The organism is Duganella sp. LjRoot269 (genome assembly GCF_964254095.1).
Lineage (GTDB): Bacteria > Pseudomonadota > Gammaproteobacteria > Burkholderiales > Burkholderiaceae_D > Rugamonas > Rugamonas hordei.
Genome location: NZ_CAXUSL020000001.1, coordinates 634,538 through 655,115 on the forward strand (window position 1 = coordinate 634,538; position 20,578 = coordinate 655,115).

The 20,578-nt window shown below is 64.7% G+C and carries 21 protein-coding genes; 9 read left to right on the forward strand and 12 right to left on the reverse strand.

Annotated elements, in window-relative coordinates:
• Positions 1–6: 6 nt before the first annotated feature.
• The 7 genes from ACSQ3S_RS02700 to ACSQ3S_RS02730 all read right to left on the reverse strand — a co-directional run bounded on the left by ACSQ3S_RS02700 (position 7) and on the right by ACSQ3S_RS02730 (position 6,436).
• Positions 7–408, reverse strand: coding sequence for an EF-hand domain-containing protein (locus ACSQ3S_RS02700; RefSeq protein WP_218087855.1), 402 nt, complete (start codon positions 406–408; stop codon positions 7–9).
• 41 nt (positions 409–449) lie between these two features.
• Positions 450–1,970, reverse strand: a complete 1,521-nt coding sequence (locus tag ACSQ3S_RS02705; RefSeq protein ID WP_436144985.1) for a S10 family peptidase — start codon at positions 1,968–1,970, stop codon at positions 450–452.
• A gap of 118 nt (positions 1,971–2,088) precedes the next feature.
• Positions 2,089–2,568: a nucleoside deaminase gene (locus ACSQ3S_RS02710; RefSeq protein ID WP_413448320.1), complete on the reverse strand. Its 480-nt coding sequence runs from the start codon at positions 2,566–2,568 to the stop codon at positions 2,089–2,091.
• On the reverse strand, positions 2,565–3,542 hold the full coding sequence (locus ACSQ3S_RS02715; protein ID WP_436141515.1) for an aromatic ring-hydroxylating dioxygenase subunit alpha: 978 nt from the start codon (positions 3,540–3,542) through the stop codon (positions 2,565–2,567). Before ACSQ3S_RS02715 ends, ACSQ3S_RS02710 begins: the two co-directional genes overlap by 4 nt.
• A 17-nt stretch (positions 3,543–3,559) precedes the next feature.
• Positions 3,560–4,642, reverse strand: a complete 1,083-nt coding sequence (locus ACSQ3S_RS02720; RefSeq protein WP_176653034.1) for a BMP family ABC transporter substrate-binding protein — start codon at positions 4,640–4,642, stop codon at positions 3,560–3,562.
• 33 nt (positions 4,643–4,675) lie between these two features.
• Entirely contained in the window at positions 4,676–5,530 is an 855-nt protein-coding gene (locus ACSQ3S_RS02725; RefSeq protein ID WP_176653033.1) for an outer envelope protein, read from the reverse strand.
• 105 nt (positions 5,531–5,635) lie between these two features.
• Positions 5,636–6,436 (reverse strand): GntR family transcriptional regulator, encoded by an 801-nt coding sequence (locus ACSQ3S_RS02730; RefSeq protein WP_436141516.1) that lies wholly within the window; start codon positions 6,434–6,436, stop codon positions 5,636–5,638.
• A 252-nt stretch (positions 6,437–6,688) separates the two neighbouring features.
• Between ACSQ3S_RS02730 and ACSQ3S_RS02735 the strand changes: the two genes are divergently transcribed.
• The 5 genes from ACSQ3S_RS02735 to ACSQ3S_RS02755 all read left to right on the forward strand — a co-directional run bounded on the left by ACSQ3S_RS02735 (position 6,689) and on the right by ACSQ3S_RS02755 (position 12,486).
• Complete coding sequence (locus ACSQ3S_RS02735; protein WP_436141517.1) at positions 6,689–8,230, forward strand: ABC transporter ATP-binding protein; 1,542 nt, start codon at positions 6,689–6,691, stop codon at positions 8,228–8,230.
• A complete protein-coding gene (locus ACSQ3S_RS02740; protein WP_176653031.1) occupies positions 8,217–9,305 on the forward strand; it encodes an ABC transporter permease in 1,089 nt (362 codons plus the stop codon). Before ACSQ3S_RS02735 ends, ACSQ3S_RS02740 begins: the two co-directional genes overlap by 14 nt.
• Positions 9,302–10,228, forward strand: coding sequence for an ABC transporter permease (locus ACSQ3S_RS02745; RefSeq protein ID WP_436141518.1), 927 nt, complete (start codon positions 9,302–9,304; stop codon positions 10,226–10,228). The genes ACSQ3S_RS02740 and ACSQ3S_RS02745 overlap by 4 nt, the downstream gene beginning before the upstream one ends.
• A 200-nt stretch (positions 10,229–10,428) precedes the next feature.
• Entirely contained in the window at positions 10,429–12,102 is a 1,674-nt protein-coding gene (locus ACSQ3S_RS02750) for a methyl-accepting chemotaxis protein (RefSeq protein ID WP_436141519.1), read from the forward strand.
• Positions 12,103–12,165: 63 nt separating this feature from the next.
• Positions 12,166–12,486, forward strand: coding sequence for a 2Fe-2S iron-sulfur cluster-binding protein (locus tag ACSQ3S_RS02755; protein WP_436141520.1), 321 nt, complete (start codon positions 12,166–12,168; stop codon positions 12,484–12,486).
• On the opposite strand, the gene ACSQ3S_RS02760 is transcribed toward ACSQ3S_RS02755, so the two are convergent.
• Positions 12,431–13,330: an AraC family transcriptional regulator gene (locus ACSQ3S_RS02760; protein WP_436141521.1), complete on the reverse strand. Its 900-nt coding sequence runs from the start codon at positions 13,328–13,330 to the stop codon at positions 12,431–12,433. The two genes, ACSQ3S_RS02755 and ACSQ3S_RS02760, sit on opposite strands and share 56 nt — an antisense overlap.
• 112 nt (positions 13,331–13,442) lie before the next feature.
• Here ACSQ3S_RS02760 and ACSQ3S_RS02765 point away from each other — a divergent pair, with 112 nt between their 5' ends.
• Complete coding sequence (locus tag ACSQ3S_RS02765) at positions 13,443–13,979, forward strand: carboxymuconolactone decarboxylase family protein (RefSeq protein ID WP_436141522.1); 537 nt, start codon at positions 13,443–13,445, stop codon at positions 13,977–13,979.
• Here ACSQ3S_RS02765 and ACSQ3S_RS02770 read toward each other — a convergent pair.
• Positions 13,976–14,296 carry a hypothetical protein gene (locus ACSQ3S_RS02770; RefSeq protein ID WP_176653025.1) on the reverse strand — a complete coding sequence of 107 codons (321 nt, stop codon included), beginning with the start codon at positions 14,294–14,296 and terminating at the stop codon, positions 13,976–13,978. The two genes, ACSQ3S_RS02765 and ACSQ3S_RS02770, sit on opposite strands and share 4 nt — an antisense overlap.
• 70 nt (positions 14,297–14,366) lie before the next feature.
• Here ACSQ3S_RS02770 and ACSQ3S_RS02775 point away from each other — a divergent pair, with 70 nt between their 5' ends.
• Positions 14,367–14,636, forward strand: a complete 270-nt coding sequence (locus ACSQ3S_RS02775; RefSeq protein ID WP_176653024.1) for a MoaD/ThiS family protein — start codon at positions 14,367–14,369, stop codon at positions 14,634–14,636.
• A gap of 1 nt (position 14,637) precedes the next feature.
• Positions 14,638–15,726 carry a WD40/YVTN/BNR-like repeat-containing protein gene (locus tag ACSQ3S_RS02780; protein WP_413448327.1) on the forward strand — a complete coding sequence of 363 codons (1,089 nt, stop codon included), beginning with the start codon at positions 14,638–14,640 and terminating at the stop codon, positions 15,724–15,726.
• On the opposite strand, the gene ACSQ3S_RS02785 is transcribed toward ACSQ3S_RS02780, so the two are convergent.
• Positions 15,723–16,328 carry a TetR/AcrR family transcriptional regulator gene (locus ACSQ3S_RS02785; RefSeq protein ID WP_353403877.1) on the reverse strand — a complete coding sequence of 202 codons (606 nt, stop codon included), beginning with the start codon at positions 16,326–16,328 and terminating at the stop codon, positions 15,723–15,725. The genes ACSQ3S_RS02780 and ACSQ3S_RS02785 overlap by 4 nt on opposite strands.
• 89 nt (positions 16,329–16,417) lie before the next feature.
• On the opposite strand from ACSQ3S_RS02785, the gene ACSQ3S_RS02790 reads away from it, so the two are divergent.
• Positions 16,418–17,497 (forward strand): MBL fold metallo-hydrolase, encoded by a 1,080-nt coding sequence (locus ACSQ3S_RS02790; RefSeq protein WP_436141523.1) that lies wholly within the window; start codon positions 16,418–16,420, stop codon positions 17,495–17,497.
• A 93-nt stretch (positions 17,498–17,590) separates the two neighbouring features.
• On the opposite strand, the gene ACSQ3S_RS02795 is transcribed toward ACSQ3S_RS02790, so the two are convergent.
• Positions 17,591–17,929, reverse strand: a complete 339-nt coding sequence (locus ACSQ3S_RS02795; RefSeq protein WP_353403879.1) for a hypothetical protein — start codon at positions 17,927–17,929, stop codon at positions 17,591–17,593.
• Between the two features lie 133 nt (positions 17,930–18,062).
• Positions 18,063–20,540, reverse strand: coding sequence for a TonB-dependent receptor domain-containing protein (locus ACSQ3S_RS02800; protein ID WP_176653019.1), 2,478 nt, complete (start codon positions 20,538–20,540; stop codon positions 18,063–18,065).
• Between the last annotated feature and the right edge of the window lie 38 nt (positions 20,541–20,578).

The window sequence follows — 20,578 nt, forward strand, 5'->3', positions numbered from 1 at the left end:
GGGAGTTCAGCGCGAGCGCGATTCCTCGCGGCGCTGGATGATGAAGGCTTTCAAGTCTTCAAAGTTGACGCTGCCGCGCTGGGCGCTGTCGATATGGTCGAAGTTCTTTTCGACAAAGCCGAGGCCGGCCTTGTGCGCCTCGTCGCGGCTCAGGTAGCCGTCGCCGTTGAGGTCTGCCTCTTCAAAGCGTTTCTTCAGCTTTTGCATCGCATGGAACTGCAGCACCGGGCCGGCCGCGCCGTCACGGGGCGGCTTGCGCATGCTGGGCGGGATATACGGGTCGGGATGTACGGGCGCCGACAGCACGGTGGGTGCCGCGGTTTCGGGCTGCGGTGCTTGCGCCAGCGCGCCCGCGCCGGTGTACGCGGCGGCGGCGGCCAATATCGCCAACTGGAACAGCTGTTTCATGGTTGTCTCCCCAGCATCGCCTTTTAGCCCGATGCGCGGCTTTATTGTGCAACTGTGACGCTATTAACGAAATTAATCAAATCACTTTGCTGCAAGCGGCGCGCAGTGTCGTCCAGATACGTCATATGGCCGCTTGCATAATATTTCAGCACAATTAACGGGTTTGCGCCCAAGCGCGCCAAATCGAGCTCGGTCTGGTGGAAGGGCGTGGCCAGGTCGTGATAGCCGTTGACGGCCATGACCCGCAGTTTCGGATTCAGCGCCATGGCGGCGGCCAGGTCGGGCAGTGTGTCCGGCAGTTGCCTGCCGTCGTGGCTGAAGTTCCAGCGGTTGACGATGTCGTTGAAGCTGACGTAGCCCGAGCGCGCGCTGTAATGCAGCTCGCCGGCCAGGTAGGTGGCGATGCTGCTGGTGAAGGCGGCGTTGATCACCGTCAGCGACGGATCGCCGTCCACCGTCAGCGCGCTGCCGGCGGGCGCCGAGACGCGGGCGTCGTAGCGGCCCAGCAGCTGGCCGGGGACGGCGTTGGCCTGGTAATAGCCCGGTCCCATGTCGAAGTTCTGCTGCCAGGTCAGCGTGGGCATGCCGGTGTCGTTGACCAGTTGCGCGATCACGCTGGCCGGCGGCGCAACCTTGTTCGTCAGATAAGCCGCGATGGCGCTGCGGTAGTCGCCGGCGGCGAAGTTGCGCGCCTGCTGGACGAAGGCGTTGAAGTCGGCCGGCGCCGGCGTGGCCCGGCCGTGGTAGGCGCTGGTGGCGGCGTAGGTGGGGATGTAGCCCTCGCAGCTGATGGCGCCTGGATCGAGCACGCCGCAGTTGCTGTTGTAGTCCATGATGGCCGAGTGCAGCACCACGCCCGCCAGCTGGACGCCGGCGATTTCCAGCAGGTTGGCCAGCACCGCCGTGCGCGGCGCGCCGTACGATTCGCCGAGCAGGAATTTGGGCGAGGCTTCGCGCTTGTTGACGGCGATATAACGCTGCACAAAATCGCGGAAGGCGGCGGCGTCGCTGTCGACGCCCCAGAAATCCTGGTTGGCGCTGGGCGCGACCGCTTGCGAGAAGCCGGTGCCGATGGCGTCCACGAACACCAGGTCGGCCTGAGCCAGCAGGGTTTCCTGGTTGTCGACCAGTTGCACCGGGGCGATGCTGGCGCTGGGGATGGTGCTGACCAGCCGGCGCGGTCCGAACGAACCCAGATGCAGGAAGGCGGACGCCGAGCCGGGGCCGCCGTTGTAGAAGAAGATGAGCGGGCGCCTGGTCAGGTCCGCGCCGGGCACGGTGTAGGCGATGTAGAAGAACGAGGCTGCGGCCTTGCCGGTGCGGGCGTCGGTGGCGGTCAGGTGGCCGGTGGTGGCGGTGTAGTTGAACTGCTGGCCGCCAAGCTGGATATGGCTGGCGATGACGGCGGCGTTTTCATTCGGCGTGGCCAGCGAGGCGGTGGCGGCGCCGGAATAGGCGATGGTGTCGGCGTAGGCGCCCGGCACTTCCGGGGTGGTGGGTGTGGTGGGCGTTGCCGGTGCGGTGGCCGTGCCGCCTCCGCCTCCGCCGCAAGCCGCCAGCATCAGCGCATACAGCGCAGCCACGCCCCGCAATTTTGTCCGATTTGCCACGTCGATCTCCGTCACGCCGGATCACAATTATGATCCTCGGCGGTACGGAATGCATCAGCTATTTGTGCCGCTATTTGTGCCAGAATCCGGCGTGCGCGACGCGCGCCTCGTCTTCCCGCATCGGGCCGATGACTACAGTCGGGCGCTGGCCGCGCGCGAACACGTCGCGGCAGGGCAGCGACAAGGTCGGGTTTTCCGGATCGCTGCCGGTCAGTTCCAGCAGACTCGCTTCCGACATCGCATATACCACGCGACCGACGCCGCTCCAGTAGGTGCCGCCGGCGCACATGGCGCACGGCTCGGCGTTGGCGTACAGCGTGGCGGTGGCCAGCTGTTCGGGGCTGTGGCGCTGGGAAGCCTGCCGCAGCGCGTTCATCTCGGCGTGCGCTGTGCGGTCGCTGCTGGAGGCGTTCATCGCCTCCGAGATGACGGTGCCGTCGGCGGCGACCACCATGGCGGCGAACGGATGGTGGCCTTCGTCGCGCGAGCGCTGCGCCAGCGCCAGCACGCGGGTGAGGAACTCGTGGTCTTGCGGTGTCGGTGCGCTCATCGTAGTACTCCGTAGTGCAGGTTCTGCTGCTTCAGGTAGGCGCGGTAGGCCAGCGACATGCGGTCGCATACCACCGACACTTCGGCGCCGGGGATCAGCGGCAGCTTGGCCGGGCTCTGGCTTTCCAGTATCGGCTGGTCCTGCAGGAAGATGGTGTCCTGGAAGGCGCGCAGGTCGTCGTCGCTGGAGGTGAAGTCGTTCAGCGCAAGGATGATCCAGACGCGCGTGGTGGTTTCGGTCAGCGGCTGCAGCATCAGCGCGATCGCCTCGCGCACGCTGTCCGGCGGATGCTTGGTCAGCACTGCGGTCAGCGGCCGCACCGCACGGTAGCTGTATTCGATGTCGCTGCCGCCGGTGGCGGCCTTGCTGGCCTGCGGCTGCCATGCGCGGCATTGTTTGGCCCAGACGCCGCTGCCGTAGTCCGCATCGTCGAAGCTTTCGACGGTGTAGTCGGCGATGGCGGCCTGCTCCTGCGCGCCGAGGATGCCTTCGTGGACAAAGGCGAAGTGCGCCATGTCGAGGAAGTTCTCGACGATGCGCGGCCCGCTGCTTTGCACGTCGTACGGTCCGCACCAGACCTTGCGCAGCGCGGCGTCGGCAAATTCGGGGAAGCGCGGCGGCTCCGGCTGGGCGGGCATGCCGAGGCAGACCCATACCAGTCCATGGCGCTCGCGCACGTTGAAGGTGGCGACCTGCGCCTTCAGGTTGGCCTCGCCCAGCGCGGGCAGGGCGGGAATGTGCTTGCAGCGGCCTTCGCTGCCGAAGGTCCAGCCGTGGTAGGCGCAGCGCAGCGTGTCGTTGTGCAAAGAGCCCATCGACAGGCGCGTGCCGCGATGGGGGCAGCGGTCTTCCCACGCGTGCAGCACACCGCCGCTGTCGCGCCAAAGAGCCAGGCGCGTGTCCAGCAGATCGGTGGCCGTGACCGCGCCGGTCGCGATCTGCTGCGAGATCGCGACCGGGTGCCAGTCGTTCAACAGGACCGGATCCGGGTTCACTTTGGAATCGAGCCTTCCACGCCTTGCACGTAGAAGTTCATCGACAGCAGGTCCTTCAGCGGCACCGGCACGCCGGCGGCGTACTTGACCGCGCCCGACTGGTCCTTGATCGGACCGGTGAACGGATTGAAGGTGCCGGCGGTGAGCGCGGCCTTCTTCTCTTCGAAGATCTTGGCGGCGGCGGCCGGCACGACGGCGTTCAGCGCCGACATCTTGACCATGCCTTCCTTCATGCCGCCACGGTATTCGCCGGTTTTCCAGGTGCCGGCCAGTACGGCCTTGGCGGTCTCGGTGTAGTAGGTGGCCCAGTTGTTGGTGGCCGCCGTCAGGTGCGCCTTCGGTGCGAACTTGGACATGTCCGAATCCCAGCCGAATGCGTACACGCCTTTTTCCTGCGCCACTTGCAGCGTGGCCGGCGAGTCGGTGTTCTGCGCCATCACGTCGGCGCCTTGCGCCACCAGGGTTTCAGCCGCCTGGCGCTCTTTCGCCGGGTCGTACCACGAGCTCACCCAGATCACCTTGGTCTTGATGGCCGGGTTGACGCTTTGCGCGCCCAGCGTGTAGGCGTTGATGTTGCGGATCACCTCAGGCACCGGGAAGGAGGCGATGAAGCCCAGCGTGTTCGACTTGGTCATCTTGCCGGCGATGACGCCGTTCAGATAGGCGCCTTCGTACAAGCGCGATTCGTAGGTGCCCAGGTTCTTGCCGGTCTTGAAGCCGGTGGCGTGCAGGAACACCACGCCCGGCGTGGTCTTGGCGACTTTCTCGGTCGGGTTCATGTAGCCGAACGAGGTGGTGAAAATCAGCTTGTTGCCTTCTGCGACCAGCTTGCGGATCACGCGTTCGGCGTCCGCGCCTTCCGGCACGTTTTCCACGTAGGTGGTCTTGACCTTGGCGCCGAGTTCCTTCTCCATCGCCAGGCGGGCCTGGTCGTGGGCGTAGGTCCAGCCGGCGTCGCCGACCGGGCCGACGTAGACGAAGCCGATCTTCAGCGGATCCGCGGCGAAAGCGGAAGCGGACATGCCGATGGTTGCGGCGGCCAGCGCGGCCAGGGCCAATACTTTGCGACGATTCATCATACGGTTTCCTTGGAAGTGAGATTTGGAAGCGGTTTAAAAGTGGTACTCCGCGCGCACCATCGGGGTTTTCGCGGTGGCGCCGGGGTTGTTCTTGTCGGGGTTGCCGAACTTGTTTTTCCAGTACTGGTATTCGACGCCGACCTTGAAGGTGTTCTTTGCCGCGCCGACCGCGCCGCTCATGTCGTACATGATCTGCATGTCGATGTTGGTTTCCGGCGAGGTGCCGCCGCCGAATTCGTTCTTGCCCTTGGCGGTGATGAAGTTGGCGTAGCCTTCAAACGACAGCGGAATGCCGATGTTGAACGGGATGCCCCAGGCGCCGGTCAGCATCGCGTGGGTCTTGTACGAATAGCGCGGCGTGGCCTGGTTGGTGAAGGTGTTGTATGGCGCGTTCGATTCCCACAGGGCCAGCAGGCTGACGTCCAGGAAGCCCGGTACGTCCAGCATCAGCGTGGGGCCCAGCACCAGCATGCGTTTCTTCGAGTTGTAGCCGGCGTCCGTCTTGCTGTTGTAATCGAAGCCGCCGGTGATGCCGACGCCGCGCGCCGGGCCGAACGCCCAGTTGCCGCCGGTGACTTTGCCCAGGTCCAGCGTGTGGCGGTAGAGCGCATACGCCTCGTGCGCGCCGCTGTTCGAGCCGGCCGCCGATGGATCGAGCTCGGACGACATCAGCAGGTCGACGCTGAAGAAGTTCTTGCCGTACTTGTAGCCCGATACGCTGCTGAAGTTGACGATGTTCTTGGTGATGTCGTTGTTGTTGAACGGCTCGGCGAACTTGGTGCCGTAGCGGTAGCTGAGCGAGGTGTCGCTCCAGTCGGCGGCTTGTGCGAGACATGCGCAACCGGCGAGCAGCGTGAGCGAGATACCGCGGGCGATGAGATGAGGCATGTGAACTCCAGTCAGGTTGGTTATGTAAGGACTTCTTTTGTATCCAATCTTGTTTGATGATTGAATTCAATCTCATTCAACTTCTCTAGCAAATTGCGGGCCACCTTAAAACCCCGACAGCGCTTCCGCCAGGCTGACTTTCTTGTCCACTACGCCCAGACGCAGGCGCGCTTCGATTTCCAGCAGGTGGTGCTCGATCAGGTGCGTGGCCTCGGCCACCTTGCCTTTTTCGATCAGCGTGGCCAGGTCCTGGTGCTCGTCGTTCTCGCACATGGGGGCGCCGGGCGTTTCGTACAGCGCGATGATCAGCGAGCAGCGCGACACCAGTTCCGCCATGAAGCGCTGCAGCACGCGGTTGCCCGCCAGTTCCGCCAGCAGGATGTGGAACTCGCCGCCCAGCCGTATCCAGCCGGCGCGGTCGCCGGTGCGGCGCGCGTCGTCCTCGGCCTGCAGCGCGGCGCGGATCTGCCGCAGCGATTCCGGGGTGGCGTTGCGTATCACCAGCGGCACGATCTCCCTTTCGATGGCGCGCCGCGCGGCGAAGATTTCACGCGCTTCTTCCGGCGTCGGCGAGGCGATGACGGCGCCGCGATTGGGCCGCAGCTCGATGATGTGATCGTGCGCCAGCCGTTGCAGCGCCTTGCGCACGGTGGTGCGGCTGACTTGATACAGCTCGCAGAAATCGGCCTCGCCCAAGTGGGTGCCGGGCGGCAGGCGATGGCTCATGACGGCGTTGACCACGGCGCGGTAGATGCGCATGTCGACGGCGGTGGTGCCGCGTTTGATGGCGGCACCTGGCGTAGCGGTTGATGCAACGGCGCGCACAACGGCGGACCTGGCCGCGGGTTCGGCCTTGCTGGTGGTTTTGCGTTTGCCTTGTGGGCGCGCAGGACCTGGTGGTGGCATTGTTCGATTCTCCGTGAGAGTAGTGCTGATACTCGTAAAGCAGGAACCGTGCTAACTATTCTTGTCTATGATTGTGTACGAAACTACTTTGTTTTGTCCTCATTTTTGAACGGTTTGCACGTTTTTGGTGAACATCTGTGGCATATTTAGTGCACTTGTCTTCCCAAAACAGAGCGTTCCCGGCGCATTGCGATGGCATGCAAATTGCGTCTGGTTTGGTATTCAATTTGTATACGATGAAGGAAAACGCCGATGAACGAGCCGCGCCTGCGGATGCTGGGCATCTCCAAGATTTATCCGTCGGTGGTGGCGAACGCCGAAGTCGACCTGACCGTCATGCCCGGTGAGATCCACGCCGTGCTGGGCGAAAACGGCGCCGGCAAAAGCACGCTGATGAAGATCATCTACGGCGTCACCAGGCCGGACGAGGGCCAGATCATGTGGGAAGGGCGGCAGGTGAACATCCACTCGCCGCACGATGCGCGCAAGCTGGGCATCGGCATGGTGTTCCAGCACTTCGCGGTGTTCGAGACGCTGACGGTGGCCGAGAACATCGCGCTGGCGCTGGACGACAAAGTGACGCCGGCCGAACTGGCGCCGCGCATCCGCGCCGTCTCCGAACAATACGGCCTGCCGCTCGATCCGCAGCGGCTGGTGCACAGCATGTCGGTCGGCGAGCGGCAGCGGGTGGAGATCGTGCGCTGCCTGCTGCAGTCGCCGCGCTTGCTGATCATGGACGAACCGACGTCGGTGCTGACGCCCGATGCGGTGCTCAAGCTGTTCGAATCGCTGCGGCGGCTGGCGTCCGAGGGCGTCAGCATCCTGTATATCAGTCACAAGCTCGATGAAATCCAGTCCTTGTGCGACAAGGCGACCGTGCTGCGGGCGGGACGCGTGTCCGGCACCGCCAACCCGAAGGAGGAAAGCGCGAAGTCGCTGGCGGAACTGATGATAGGCCGCGAGCTGCCGGTGTGCGTGCACAAGCCGCGCGAGCCGGGACAGGTGATGCTCGCCATCGACAAGCTGAATGTGGCCAGCGAGGATCCGTTCGGCACGCGGCTGAAGGACATCGGCCTGGAGCTGCGCAGCGGGGAGATCGTCGGCATCGCCGGCATCTCCGGCAACGGCCAGCAGGAGCTGCTGAAGGCCATCTCCGGCGAGCGTCCACTGATGCACGGCCAGGGCGCCATCCGCCTCGGCACACAGGATGTCGGCGCGCTGGACGCGGCGCAGCGCCGCCAGCTGGGGCTGGGCTTCGTGCCGGAAGAGCGTCTTGGACGCGGCGCCGCGCCGGACCTGTCGCTGGCCGATAACGCGCTGCTGACCGGCTATCTGCCCGCCGCCAACACCGGCATGGTCAAGCGCGGCCTGATACAGCGTGGCGCGGTGCGCGAGTTCGCGCGCAAGGTGATCGCGCGCTTCAACGTCAAATGCGGCGGCGAGGAATCGGCGGCGGCGTCGCTCTCCGGCGGCAATTTGCAGAAGTTCATCGTCGGCCGGGAGATCGCGCTGGCGCCCAAGGTGATGGTGTTCGCCCAGCCCACATGGGGCGTGGACATCGGCGCCGCCATGTTGATACGGCAGGCCATCATCGACATGCGCGACCAGGGCGTCGCGGTGCTGGTGCTGTCGGAGGAGCTGGACGAACTGTTCATGATGAGCGACCGCATCGCCGTGCTGGCGGACGGGCGCCTGTCGCGGGCGGTGCCTGCGGCGAGCACCGGCATCAACCAGATTGGCGTTTGGATGAGCGGCGATTTCAACTATCAGGGAGCAGAACATGTCGCGGCTTGAACGACGTCCCGAACCATCGCGCCGCATGATGCTGGCCTCGCCGCTGATCGCGGCGGCGGCCATGCTGCTGACCGGCTCCGTGCTGTTCTTCTTCCTGGGGCAGGAGCCGCTGCATGCGTTCTTTGTCTACTTCATCAAGCCTTGGACCACGCTGTACGGCATCGGCGAGCTGCTGCTGAAGGCGACGCCGTTGATACTGTGCGGCGTCGGCCTGGCGATAGGCTTCCGCGCCAACGTCAACAACATCGGCGCCGACGGCCAGCTGACCGTCGGCGCGATCGCCGCCGGCGCGGTCGCGCTGTATTTCGATGAGGTGCAGGCATGGTGGGTGCTGCCGCTGATGCTGGTCGCCGGCGCGCTGGGCGGCATGTTGTGGGCGGCGATACCGGCGTTGCTGCGCACGCGCTTCAACACCAGCGAAATCCTGGTCAGCCTGATGCTGGTGTACGTGGCGTATCACCTGCTCAGCTATCTGGTGCACGGTCCGATGCGCGATCCGGCCGGCTTCAACTTCCCGCAGTCGAAGATGTTCAGCGAGTCGGCTACCTTGCCGCTGCTGATCGAAGGCTTGCGGCTTAATGCTGCGTTCATCCTGTCGCTGATCGCGGCCGGTGCGGCCTGGTTCTTCTGCAAGCACACCTTTGCCGGCTACCGCATGCAGGTCAGCGGCATGGCGCCGGCCGCCGCGCTGTACGCCGGCTTCAGCGAGCCGCGCAATGTATGGCTGGCGTTCATGGTCAGCGGCGCGCTGGCCGGCATCGCGGGCGTGGGCGAGGTGGCGGGACCGCTGGGGCAGATGCAGCCGTCGGTGTCGGCCGGCTACGGCTTCGCGGCCATCATCGTCGCCTACGTGGGACGCCTGCATCCGCTGGGCGTGGTGCTGTCGGCGTTGCTGATGTCGCTGCTGTACATCGGCGGCGAGACGGCGCAGATCGAACTGCAGGTGCCGTCCGCCATCACCGGCATGTTCCAGGGGCTGCTGCTGTTTTACCTGCTGGCCGCCGACCTGTTTATCCATTACCGCTTCAAGCCGCGCAAGCGCCGCTTGCCCGTTGCCGCAGGAGAGCCAGCATGATGACCACCGAATTGATGATCGCCTTCCTCGCCAGCACGGCGGGTGCCGCCACGCCGCTGGTGGTCGCCTCGATGGGCGAGCTGGTGACCGAGCGCTCCGGCGTGCTCAATCTGGGCATGGAGGGCATGATGCTGGTCGGCGCCGTGGTGGGCTTCGGCGTCACGCTGGGCACGGGGCAGATGTGGCTGGGACTCCTGGCGGCGATTGCGGCGGGCATGCTGATGTCGCTGATCTTCGGCTTCCTGGTGCTGACCCTGCAGACCAACCAGGTGGCCACCGGGCTGGCGCTGACCTTGTTCGGCATCGGCGTGTCGGCCTTCATCGGGCGCGGGCTGGTGGGGCAGACGGTGGAGCCGATGCCGCACCTGCATTTTCCGCTGCTGTCGGATATGCCGTTTGTCGGACCGCTGCTGTTCCGCTTCGATGCGATGGTGTACGGCTCGGTGGCGCTGGTGGTGCTGATCGGCTGGATACTGGCGCGCACGCATCTGGGGCTGGTGATACGCGCGGTCGGCGAGTCGCCGCACAGCGCGCACGCGATCGGCTATCCGGTGATCGGCCTGCGCTACGGCACGGTGTTGTTCGGCGGCGCGATGGCCGGTCTGGGCGGCGCCTATCTGTCGCTGGCGCTGACGCCGATGTGGGTCGAGGGCATGACGGCAGGGCGCGGCTGGATCGCCTTGGCGCAGGTGGTGTTCGCGACGTGGAAGCCGCGCGGCGTGATGGTGGGCGCCTACCTGTTCGGCGGCGTGACGGTGCTGCAGTTCCACGGGCAGGGCATGGGGCTGGACGTTCCTGCGGAATTCCTGTCGATGCTGCCTTACGTCGCGACGATCGTGGTGCTGGTTATCATCTGCCGCAATCCGCAGACGATCTTGCTGAACAAGCCGATGTCGTTGGGACAAAATTTCAAGCCTGACTAGATTTCGTTGCGATGTCGCACAAGAAATTTGATCTGGATCAAAAAGCAGTAACTAAACCGCTGCTAATGCCTGCGCGTGACAGTTTGTGAGAGTTTTGCTCGGAGAACCCGTCTATTCTGGAATCGCCGGCCACTGCCGCCGGTGGCGCTCCCCAAACCCCGGCTCGCCCTTTCATATGAACAAATATAAAAGGAATGGTCATGCGCACCAACAGTCCAATCACGCAAAATGAATACGTCATGCAAGACGGCAAGACCATCGTTTCCAGCACCGATTTGCAAGGCAATATCAACTACGCCAATCCCTATTTCATTGAAGTCAGCGGATTCACCGAAGCCGAGCTGATGGGGGCGCCGCAAAACATCGTGCGGCATCCCGACATGCCGGTCGAGGCGTTCGCCGATCTGTGGAGCACGATCAAGAGCGGCGCGCCGTGGACGGGACTGGTGAAGAACCGCTGCAAGAACGGCGACTTTTACTGGGTGCTGGCGAACGTCACGCCGGTGATCGAGCGCGGCAAGCCGGTCGGTTATCTGTCGGTGCGGACCAAGCCGAGCCGCGAGCAGGTGCGCCAGGCGGACGCGCTGTACCGGCAGTTCAAGTCCGGCAATCCCAAGCGCCTGCGCATTGTGAACGGGCGCGTCGTGTCGACCGGCCTGGCCGCGCGCGTGCGCGATCTGCTGCGGATGTCGCTGGCGCGCCAGGTCGCCGCCGCCACCGCGCTGACGGGCGGCGTACTGGCCTTGCTGGCCGCCGCGCTGCTGGGCATGGAGAGCGCCGGCATCGACGCCGCGCGCGGCTGGCTGGGTGCGCTGGCGCTGTGTGCGATGCTGGGCATGGCGTGGTTTGGCCGCAATCTCTATGTGCATGTTGCCATGCCGCTCGAACAGGCCACCCGCGCCGCGCGCGTGATGGCTGGCGGCGACCTGACGGCGTCGATCGAGGTGCGGCGCGATGATGCGGTCGGCGAGTTGCTGGCGGCGTTGCGGCAGACGAATATCAACCTGCACAGCATCATCGGCGACGTGCGCGCCAATTTCGCCGAGATTTCCACGGCCACCGGCGAAATCGCCAACGGCAATATGGATTTGTCGGGCCGCACGGAATCCCAGGCCTCCAGCCTGCAGCAGACTGCCGCCAGCATGGAGCAACTCACTTCGACCGTCCAGCAGAGCGCCAGCAATGTCGCCAGCGCCAACGGGCTGGCCGAGCGCGCCGCGACGGTGGCGGCGCAGGGCGGCAGCATCGTGTCGCAGGTGGTGTCGACGATGGGCGATATCAGCACCTCGTCGAACAAGATCCTCGACATCATCGGCCTGATCGACGGCATCGCGTTCCAGACCAATATCCTCGCACTGAACGCCGCGGTGGAGGCGGCGCGGGCCGGCGAGCAGGGACGCGGCTTTGCCGTGGTGGCCAGCGAGGTGCGCAACCTGGCGCAGCGTTCGGCCACGGCCGCCAAGGAAATCAAGGCCTTGATCGACGTGTCGATCGAGCGGGTCAAGGCGGGCGAGGTGCTGACCGACCGCGCCGGCGTCATCATGACCGAACTGATCGCCGCCGTGGGCCGCGTGTCGCAGGTGATGGAGGATATTTCCAATTCGACGCGCGAGCAGAGCACCGGCATCGGCCAGGTCAACCAGGCGGTGATCCAGATCGACAACATCACGCAGCAGAACGCGGCGCTGGTGGAGGAGGCGGCTGCGGCGGCGGGCAATCTGGCGCAGCAGACGCTGTGCGTGTCGCAGGCGATGGCGGTGTTCAAGCTGCAGGGCGGACTGGCGGACCGGCATGGTTCGGCGATGCCGCTGCGGCCCGCAGCGCCGCCGCCTGCCGCGCGCATCGCCAAGCCCCGGCTCAAGCTGATGGCCTGATGCTGCCGGGGAGGTGGCAACTGCGGTTATCATGCTGGTTTCACCACATGGCGCGGCACTGGCATGAGCGAGACCGACACGGCGAGCGTGACCCTGCACGGGCAAGGTTGGACGTTTGAAACGGCGGCGCCGGCGACGGTGCTGGAATCCGCCGAGCGGGCCGGCATCACGCTGCCCAGCTCCTGCCGCAACGGCACCTGCCGCACCTGCATCTGCCTGAAGACCAGCGGCACGGTGCGCTACAAGATCGAATGGCCGGGCTTGAGCGCCGACGAAAAGCGCGAAGGCTACATCCTGCCTTGCGTCGCCATCGCCGTATCGGACCTGCTCATTGAGGCGCCCGCCGCCGCCAGGCGCCAGGCCCCACTCCGTACTGACGTTTGAAGGCGCGGTTGAACGCGGCTTCGGACTGGTAGCCGACTGATTCCGCGACATCGCCGGCTTGCCTGCCGGCGTCCAGCAGGCGCGTCGCCTGCGCCATGCGCAGCTGCGCCAGCACGTCGGCCGGCGTGGCGCCGGCGGCCTGCTTGAACAGGCGGGCGAACGTCGCGCGCGACATGTGGCACACCGCCGCCAACTGCTCCAGCGACCAGGCTTTCTCCGGCGTGGACAGCATGCCGTTCAGCGCCGCCTGCAGCCGCCGCTCGGCCATCACGGCAAACAGTCCTGGCACCGCCAGCGCCTGTTCCAGCCAGGCGCGTATCAGCAGTGCGAACAAGGCCGAGGACAACTGCCGCAGCACCGCCGCCGAGCCGGCGCGCGGCGTTTCCGCTTCCGCTTGCAGGATGCCGATCAGGTGGCGCAGCGCTTGCGCGTCCGGCTGGTCCGCCGTGCGCACCACTAGCATGGCCGGCAATGCGGCCAGCAGGCCGCCGCCGTCCGGGTCGAAGCGGAACTCGCCGCACAGGATGTCGGTGGCCGGGCCGTCGCCGTCGTTGCTTTCAAATCGCAGCAGGCCGGCTTCCTTGTGCGCCGACGAGGCTTGCGCCGGGTCGCCGATGTACAGCCGGTGCGCGCCCCCGTGCGGGAAGACGATGATGTCGCCGGCCTGCAGTTCGAGTCCGTCGGTGCCATCGACCAGCGCCGAACCGCGCGCGATCAGGTGGTAGGGCGCGACACCGTCCGGCGACGCCGGCTGATCCAGCACCCAGGGTGCGCCAAAGTGGCAGCGGACGTCCAGCGCGGTACGCACCGGATACAGCGTGAGCAAATGGCTGAGCGTATCCATATTCAGATTGATTGAGACGAATGAGCAAATTGTAGCGCGGATTGAGCATTAATAATCTCTCTCAACGGACCTACACTGCTTCCCATACCAACTCACTTTGAAAGGAAACATCATGTCCCGCTTGTTCACCCAGCCTGTTTCGGAAGCCACCGGCCACGCCGCCCAACTGTTCACCGCCATCAAGGGCGCGATCGGCAAGGTGCCGAACGCCTACGCCACGGCCGGCAGCAACAGCCCGGTCGCACTGGAAGCGGCATTGAACCTGGATGGCGCGCTGCGCAAAGCCAGCCTGTCGGCCAAGGAAGTGGAAGTCGTCAAACTGGCCGTCAGCCAGGATGCGCAATGTGATTATTGCCTTGCCGCGCATACGCTGATGGGCGGCAAGGCGGGCCTGAGCGCCAGCGCCATCCAGGCGGCGCGCCATGGCACGCCCAGCGGCGAAGCCAAGTTGGATGCGCTGGCGGCCTTTGTGCACACCATCGTGCGCACCAGCGGCGACGTGCCGGCGCCGGTGGTGATCGCGGTGAAGGAGGCCGGCTACAGCGATGCGCAGATCGTCGACACGCTGCTGGCGGTGGCTGCCATCACGTTCACCAATCTGCTCAACCGCGTCAACGCGACGCCGCTGGATTTCCCGCCGGCGCCTTAACCTTCCGAGCCGCCTTCGCCCTTGCGCAGGCGGCTCAGCAGGGCCTCGGTCGATTCGTTGAGCGGCACGCCGTGGCGCCGCATCAGCTGGATGTTGAGCACCATGTTTTCCAGCACCAGCTTGGCCGCCACGGCCAGCAAGGTCAGGTGCTTGTCCTCTTCGCTGAAGTTTTCCATCGCCTCCGCCATCTCGCACAGATGGTTGGAGATCAGGCCGCGCAGGTCGTGTTCGTCGAACGGCAGGTCGGCGAAGTCGATCGGATCCTCTTTCTCCACCTCTTCCATCAGCAATTCCAGCTCTTGCGGTGTGATCGTCATGCGGCGCTCCGGTAGTTGATGCGATTTCATTTTAACGAAATGGCAGCGATTCCGCGTTAGAATCTGCGGCATGGCGCAATTGATATTTACACAGCAGTTGGGTCGCTTCATGACCGTGCCGCAGGTGGAAACCGACGCGGCCGATCTGCGGGGCGCGCTCGACCTGGCGTTTGCCGATCATCCCCGGCTGCGCGGCTACGTGCTCGACGAGCAGGGCCATCTGCGCGAAAACGTCGTCATCTTCATCGACGGCCAGCGCACCCGCGAGCGCAAGCTGCTCGACGACGAACTCGCGCCCCATTCCAAAGTCTATATTCTGCAAGCTCTTTCAGGAGGCTGACATGTCCGACCGCGCCTATATCGGCACACGCAAGGGATTGTTCGAGATCTACCGCACGCACGAGGCGTGGCATATCGACCAGCAACATTTCCTTGGCGATCCAGTGTCGATGGTGCTGCCGGACCGGCGCGACGGCAGCTTGTACGCGGCGCTGAACCTGGGCCACTTCGGCGCCAAGCTGCACCGGCGCGACGCCGGCAGCAACGACTGGGTGGAGGTGGCGGTGCCGGCGTTTCCCGTCAAGCCGATCGACAGCGCCGACCCCGTCGAATGGACGATGAAGCAGATCTGGTCGCTGGCGGCCGGCGGGCCGGACCAGCCGGGCGTGCTGTGGGCCGGCACCCTGCCGGGCGGCCTGTTCCGCTCGAACGACCGGGGCGAGTCCTGGCATCTGGTGGAGGGCTTGTGGAACGTGCCGGAGCGCGCGCAGTGGATGGGCGGCGGCTATGACGTGCCGGGCATCCACAGCATTTGCGTCGATCCGCGCGACAGCAACTCGGTGCTGGTCGGCGTGTCCTGCGGCGGCGCCTGGCTGACCACGGACGGCGGCGCCAGCTGGTCGATGCGGGCCAAGGGCATGGTCGCCAGCTACATGCCGCCGGAACTGGCGGAGAACCAGGCGGTGCAGGATCCGCACCGCATCGTGCGCTGCCCGTCGGAGCCGGACAAGCTGTGGTGCCAGCATCACAACGGCATCTGGCGCAGCGTGGACAACGGCGCCAACTGGACCGAGGTGCACAGCAAGCCCTTGTCGAACTTCGGTTTCGTCACGGCCGTGCATCCGAAGGACGGCGAGACGGCGTGGTTCGTGCCGGCCGAGGCGGACAGCAAGCGCTTCGCCTCCCATGCGGCGCTGGCGGTCACCCGCACCACTGACGGCGGCAAGACTTTCACCGCCTGGCGCGGCGGCCTGCCGCAGCACTATTGCTACGATCTGGTCTACCGCCATGGCCTGGCGGTCAGCGACGACGGCCAGATCTTGCTGATGGGATCGACCACCGGCGGCGCCTGGCTGTCGGAGGACGGCGGCGGCCAATGGCAGACTGTGTCCACCACCTTGCCGCCGATTTATTCGGTCAGCTTCGCTTAGGAAGCGTAAGCCAGGAACATATCGGCGCTCATCTCGACCACTTTTTTCTGCATGGCCGGGTCCAGCGGCGGCTGGTTCAGCGTCACCTGCGGCCAGAAGGCGAAGGTCTTCAGCAGGCCCGGCAGCATTTGCGAGGTCAGCGCCGGATCGGCCTTGAGCAGCTTGCCGTCGGCCTGGGCCGCGCGCAGCCAGACGGCCGCTTCCTCTTCCCTGCGGGTCATCCGCGACACCATCTCCTGCGCCCGCTCGGGTGAATGGATCGCCTCGGCGATCGCCACCCGCGCCAGGTCGAGGAAATAGCTGTCCTGCAACATCGCCATTTTTTTCGACAGCAGGCCGATCAGTTGCTCGCGCAGCGGCACGGCCGGATCGTAGGGCTGCTCCGCCTGCGACGCGGAACTATTCCACAACTCATGCAATATTTGCGCGAACAGTTCGTCTTTACTGGGGAAGTGGTTGTACACGGTGCGCTTGGACACGCCGGCGGTCGCGGCGATCTTGTCCATGCTGGTCGATTCGAAACCGCTGCTGCGGAACTCGGCTATCGCCGCTTCGACGATGGCCTGGCGCTTGCGGTCGGTCAGTTTGAGTGGTGTGTTCATGGCTTTTATTTTACACCGACTGGTTTACTTTTGAAAAAACAAGAACTACACTGTGTAGTGTACATTCTAACCCTCTGGAGTCGTTCATCATGACTTATCAATCCGTTATCGCCGAATCCGCCGTCAACAGCCTCGATGGCCTGTCCGTGCCCAGCGCGCCGCGCAGCCGCGACGGCAAGTTCCGCAATCCGGTGAAGATGCACAAGATGGGCTTCTTCAAGACGCTGGGCACCATGCTCCGCTTTGCTTTCGATAAACCGAAAGACACCGTGCCCCGCCAGGCCATTCCCGTTCATGCGATCACGCAGCAGCAGTTATTGGATGCTCCGGATCGCAGCCTGTTCCGCCTCGGCCACTCGACGGTGCTGCTCAAACTCAACGGCCATTTCTGGCTGACCGACCCGGTGTTTTCCGAGCGCGCGTCGCCGGTGCAGTGGGCCGGGCCGCAGCGTTTCCACCAGCCGCCGATCAGCATCGAGGAACTGCCGCCGATCAAGGGCATCATCCTGTCGCACGATCATTACGACCACCTGGACTACGCGGCGGTGATGAAGCTGGCCGTCAAGACCGAGCATTTCATCACGCCGCTGGGCGTGGGCGAGCGCTTGATTTCCTGGGGCGTCCCGGCGGCCAAGGTGCAGCAGCTGAGCTGGTGGCAGAGCACTCACGTGGCCGGCATCAAGCTGGTGGCGACGCCGGCGCAGCACTTCTCCGGCCGTGGCCTGGGTGACCGCAACAAGACCTTGTGGGCGTCGTTTGTGATCGAGGACCGCGACGTCAAAGTGTTTTTTAGCGGCGATAGCGGCTATTTCGACGGATTCAAGGAAATCGGCCGCAAGCACGGGCCGTTCGACCTGACCATGGTGGAAACCGGCGCCTACGATCCGCAGTGGCCGGACGTGCACATGCAGCCGGAGGAATCGCTGCAGGCGCATATCGACTTGCGCGGCAAGGTGCTGCTGCCGATTCATAACGGCACCTTCGACTTGTCGCTGCACGCGTGGCACGATCCGTTCGACCGCATCGCCGAGCTGGCCGGCGAACGCCGCCTGCCGCTGGCCACGCCGGCAATCGGCCAGGCCATGGATATCCGCCTGCCTATGGCGGACGGCAAGTGGTGGGAGCGGGTGAAAGAGCTGGAAGCCGCAATGGTTGCTCAGCCACTGTAAAGAACCAACGTCGTTCCCGCGCAAGCGGGAATCCATGCTGAGCGCCCATGCAGGAGTTCTATGGATACCCGCTTTCGCGGGTATGACGGCGGATCAGGCGACGACGTTGATCAGCTTGCCGATGGTCTCGCCCTGCGCGTTGATCTGCGGCTTGGGCGGCGTCAGGTCGGCCGGCAGGGTTTGCTCGGCGCGCGACGGCTTTTCAATTGCATTGCTCAAATTAATGGCTGGCGCCGCCTGCACCGGCGGCGCGGACGCCTGATCGCTCTGGCGCTGGGTATCGCTCAGCGTCTCCTTATCCTTGGTCAGCTGCTGGCGGCTTTGCTCCAGCCGGCTGGCATCCTGGCTTACCCGTGACTGGTCCTGTTGCACTTGCCTTTCGGCCTGTGCAATCGACGCTTGCAGCGCACTGACGGACGTTACGGTAGCCACGAAATTTCCCCTCGACAATATTCTGGGCATGGTAAGGCAGAATCGTGATGAGCACGATCACTTGCAGATTAGGCCAGAAAAACAAAAAAGGCAAGGCTGACTGCGCCTTGCCTGTGAGGAGGGACGGAACAGCTTAGAAGCGGTACAGCACGGACGCTTCCCAGGTACGGCCAAACAGCGGACGTGCGTTGATCGGACCGGAGCCGCCGGTGGTCAGGCGCGAGTTGCCTTCCGTCAGGCCCAGTTCGTTGTTGAGGTTGGTGCCGCTGAGGCGCACTTCGATCTTCTCGCCCAGCGAGAACAGCACGCCGGCATCGATGGTGCGGTAGGACGGCAGGTATTGCTGGTTGGCCTGGTCGGCCCAACGCTCGCCGATCGAGGTGTAGGTGCCGTAGATCTTGGCCGAGTTGCCGTCGCCGAACGGGATACGGTAGGTCGGCGTGAAGCGGAACTGCAGCTTAGGCTGGCGCTGCACGGTTTTGCCGGCGGTGTCAGGATTGTCGCGGTATTCCGATTTCTGGTAATCGCCGGTCAACGCCAGTTGCAGGTTTTCGATAGGACGCACCGCCACTTCAAATTCCAGGCCGTTGCCCTTCGAACCGCTGATCGAGTGCAGCTCGCGGCCGTCGGCAAGGATCTGCGTGAACGCGATACCGTCGAATTCCGTGTGGAAGGCGTTGATGTAGGCGCTGTACAGCTGCGTTGCCGTCTTGAAGCCGATCTCGAACTGGCTGACCTTCGGCGTCGGCAAGATGCTGCTGTCGTTGGCGGTCTTCTGGTTGCCGGCGCCGCGCAGGTCGTCGAACGAGATGAAGGTGTGGCCGCGGTTGGCGCGCACGAACACGGCCGTATCCTTGGCCAGCTTGTAGTTGCCGCCGATGGTGAACGAGTTGGCGCTGTCGGTGCGGCTCAGGTAGGTGTTCGAACCGTCCGGCATCGAGGTGCCGTTGTTGTAGACGGTCAGCGGATTGTTGTCGGTGTCGGCCGAGGTCAGGTTGGAGATCGTGCCGCTGATCTTTTGCTGTTCGTGGCGCACGCCGAAGTCGACCTTGATGCGGTCGTTGACTTTCCACTCGTCGGAAACGAAGGCGGCGGTGTTGCGGCCGTCGTACGAGGCGACCGGCGCGTAGAACACATTGCCGTCGGTACCGTTTTTCGACACGACCACGCCGTTGTTCAGCGTCACGTTGATCAGGCTGGCTTGCGGCACGGCCGTCATCAGGTGGCTGTTGCCCAGGTACCAGACGTCATGCGACGAGTAGTCGGCGAAGTAGCCGCCCACGGTGACGGTGTTGTCCTTGCCGATTTCCTTGCTGACGCGCAGTTCGTCGGTGAACGACTTCAGTTGCTTCTCGACCGACCACAGGCCGGCCTGCACCACTTGCTGGTTGCCGTCGACCGCGCCGCCGTGGACGTAGGTGGCGGTGCCGGCCGTGGCCAGCTTGCCGCCGGCCGCCGCGACCGTTGCCGCGTTGCCGTTGGCCGAGGCGATGGCGGCCTTCAGGTAATCGTTCATCGACAGCGGGTTGTTACCGGTGAACATGGCGTTGGTGTTCAGGTCGCCGTCGAAGCGGTTGAACTTGTTCGATACGCTCCAGTCGCCGATCTTCTGGTCGAAATCGGCGCCGAAGACGGTGGCTTTCAGGCCGCGGCCGTCCGCCAGGTCCTTGGTCAGCGTCTTGCCGGGCGCCGCTTCGATGGTGAAGTTGCGCATTTCGCCGCTCATCAGGGTGCCGGTCAGCGGATTGAAGCCGGGGAACTCGGTGATCGTGTGGCCGCCGTTGCTGGAGATCAGCGGCACGCCGGTGTAGAAGGCGTTCTTGTCGTCGGTGCTGCGGGCGTACAGTGTCAGCTTGCCCTGGTCCAGGTTGCGGGTCAGGGTGGCGGTGATCTGGTGGCCATCGTCGGCAGGGAAGCCGGCGTCGCGCACGCCGTCGGTCTTGCGGTAGAAGCCGCCGACCGAGCCATACCAGCCGTCGCTGATCTTGCCGCCGTAGAACATGTCGACGCGGCGCAGGCTGCCGGTGCCGGTGGTGAAGCGTACCGAGCCTTCCGGCGTGTCCGTGCCTTCCTTGAGGATGAAGTTCATCGTCGCGCCGGGCTGGGCGTTGGACCAGATGGTGGACGGGCCGCCGCGCAACACTTCAACGCGTTCGACCGTGTCGTCCAGGCGGAAGGCGGACGAGCCTTCGAAGAACGACAGCGTCGGCGGCGGGTAGATCGGGTTGCCCATCAGCTGCACCGAGACGAACGGCGAATCGCTGCCGGACGGGAAGCCGCGCACTTCGATGTTGGCGCCGGACTGGCCGCCGGTCGATTCCGCATACACGCCCGGCACGATTTTCATGATGTCGGCGGTGCTGCTTGGCGAGGCTTGCTTGAGTTGCTCTTCGGTCGCGGTGGTGATCGAGAAGGCCGAATCGACCTTGCGCACGCCGCGCGCCGAGGCCACGCCGGTCACGACCACCTGCTGGACTTCGGCGGTGACTTCCTTGGAGGTGGCCTGCTCGGCAGCCGGTGCGGCGGTCTGGGCTTGCGCGGCGGCCTGGTTGACGAGGGTGAGGACTGCAGCCGTGACTGCGGATAACAAGAACGGATTCTGGGTTTTCATGTGGTCTCTGTGCTTTCTTATTGGACTGAAATCGTCTC

What these genes read in the sequence shown, in the direction of transcription:
- ACSQ3S_RS02700 (WP_218087855.1), bottom strand. Translation starts at nt 408, where the DNA reads ATGAAACAGCTGTTCCAGTTGGCGATATTGGCCGCCGCCGCCGCGTAC.
- ACSQ3S_RS02725 (WP_176653033.1), bottom strand. Translation starts at nt 5,530, where the DNA reads ATGCCTCATCTCATCGCCCGCGGTATCTCGCTCACGCTGCTCGCCGGT.
- ACSQ3S_RS02720 (WP_176653034.1), bottom strand. Translation starts at nt 4,642, where the DNA reads ATGATGAATCGTCGCAAAGTATTGGCCCTGGCCGCGCTGGCCGCCGCA.
- ACSQ3S_RS02800 (WP_176653019.1), bottom strand. Translation starts at nt 20,540, where the DNA reads ATGAAAACCCAGAATCCGTTCTTGTTATCCGCAGTCACGGCTGCAGTC.
- ACSQ3S_RS02750 (WP_436141519.1), top strand. Translation starts at nt 10,429, where the DNA reads ATGCGCACCAACAGTCCAATCACGCAAAATGAATACGTCATGCAAGAC.
- ACSQ3S_RS02790 (WP_436141523.1), top strand. Translation starts at nt 16,418, where the DNA reads ATGACTTATCAATCCGTTATCGCCGAATCCGCCGTCAACAGCCTCGAT.
- ACSQ3S_RS02755 (WP_436141520.1), top strand. Translation starts at nt 12,166, where the DNA reads ATGAGCGAGACCGACACGGCGAGCGTGACCCTGCACGGGCAAGGTTGG.
- ACSQ3S_RS02770 (WP_176653025.1), bottom strand. Translation starts at nt 14,296, where the DNA reads ATGACGATCACACCGCAAGAGCTGGAATTGCTGATGGAAGAGGTGGAG.
- ACSQ3S_RS02745 (WP_436141518.1), top strand. Translation starts at nt 9,302, where the DNA reads ATGATGACCACCGAATTGATGATCGCCTTCCTCGCCAGCACGGCGGGT.
- ACSQ3S_RS02735 (WP_436141517.1), top strand. Translation starts at nt 6,689, where the DNA reads ATGAACGAGCCGCGCCTGCGGATGCTGGGCATCTCCAAGATTTATCCG.
- ACSQ3S_RS02710 (WP_413448320.1), bottom strand. Translation starts at nt 2,568, where the DNA reads ATGAGCGCACCGACACCGCAAGACCACGAGTTCCTCACCCGCGTGCTG.
- ACSQ3S_RS02740 (WP_176653031.1), top strand. Translation starts at nt 8,217, where the DNA reads ATGTCGCGGCTTGAACGACGTCCCGAACCATCGCGCCGCATGATGCTG.
- ACSQ3S_RS02765 (WP_436141522.1), top strand. Translation starts at nt 13,443, where the DNA reads ATGTCCCGCTTGTTCACCCAGCCTGTTTCGGAAGCCACCGGCCACGCC.
- ACSQ3S_RS02760 (WP_436141521.1), bottom strand. Translation starts at nt 13,330, where the DNA reads ATGGATACGCTCAGCCATTTGCTCACGCTGTATCCGGTGCGTACCGCG.
- ACSQ3S_RS02785 (WP_353403877.1), bottom strand. Translation starts at nt 16,328, where the DNA reads ATGAACACACCACTCAAACTGACCGACCGCAAGCGCCAGGCCATCGTC.
- ACSQ3S_RS02775 (WP_176653024.1), top strand. Translation starts at nt 14,367, where the DNA reads ATGGCGCAATTGATATTTACACAGCAGTTGGGTCGCTTCATGACCGTG.
- ACSQ3S_RS02730 (WP_436141516.1), bottom strand. Translation starts at nt 6,436, where the DNA reads ATGCCACCACCAGGTCCTGCGCGCCCACAAGGCAAACGCAAAACCACC.
- ACSQ3S_RS02780 (WP_413448327.1), top strand. Translation starts at nt 14,638, where the DNA reads ATGTCCGACCGCGCCTATATCGGCACACGCAAGGGATTGTTCGAGATC.
- ACSQ3S_RS02705 (WP_436144985.1), bottom strand. Translation starts at nt 1,970, where the DNA reads ATGCTGGCGGCTTGCGGCGGAGGCGGAGGCGGCACGGCCACCGCACCG.